Annotated in this window: 2 protein-coding genes; both read right to left on the bottom strand. The window is 69.4% G+C overall.

Translation table 11 applies throughout. The features are described 5' to 3' along the window. On the bottom strand, window positions 1–226 hold a 226-nt coding region (locus tag L687_RS29645), incomplete at its 3' end, for an FMN-binding negative transcriptional regulator (protein WP_021199424.1). Beyond that, window positions 226–558, bottom strand: a 333-nt coding sequence (locus L687_RS29640) for a DMT family transporter (protein WP_021199423.1), incomplete at its 5' end; no start/stop codon positions are given. The genes L687_RS29645 and L687_RS29640, both read right to left, overlap by 1 nt.

Below are 558 nucleotides of genomic sequence, written 5' to 3'. Positions count from 1 at the left end.
TGATCACGAGCACTTCATGCCGGCCGAGTTCGTGGAGCTGCTCGTCCGGGCGCCCGAAGTGGCTCGCGATCACGATGTCCTCGTCGTCCTCCATCAGCAGCGCGGGATAGTGCGAGGCGACCAGGCCGCCGCTCGCCGGGGAGACGAACGTCGCCCAGGGGTTCCCGCGGATGAGGCGCTTGACCTCGTCGGGATCGGTCATCAGGTAGCGGGGCGTGTGGCGCATCAGGATTCCTCTCTTCGGCGGTCGGTCAGACGGGTGCGCACCGCGAGGGCGGCGCAGGCGATCACGGCGAGTCCGCCGACGGCGGTCGCCCAACCGATGGGCTCGTGCAGCAGGAGCGCCGCCCAGGAGATGCTCATCACGGGCTGGACGAGCTGGATCTGGCTGACTTGCGCCATCGGACCGATCGCGAGCCCGCGGTACCAGGCGAAGAAGCCGAGGAACATGCTCACCGCCGCGAGGTAGGCGAAGGCGAGCCATTGCACGGGCGTCGCGGCCGGAGGCTGCTCGAGTGCCGACACCACGGTCAGCACGGCCATCAGGGGAGCGACGAC

Origin of the sequence: Microbacterium maritypicum MF109 (assembly GCF_000455825.1) — a bacterium.
GTDB classification, from domain to species: domain Bacteria; phylum Actinomycetota; class Actinomycetes; order Actinomycetales; family Microbacteriaceae; genus Microbacterium; species Microbacterium maritypicum_A.
Note: the sequence above shows the minus strand (reverse complement) of the source record. Positions and strands in the feature narration are given on the sequence as shown.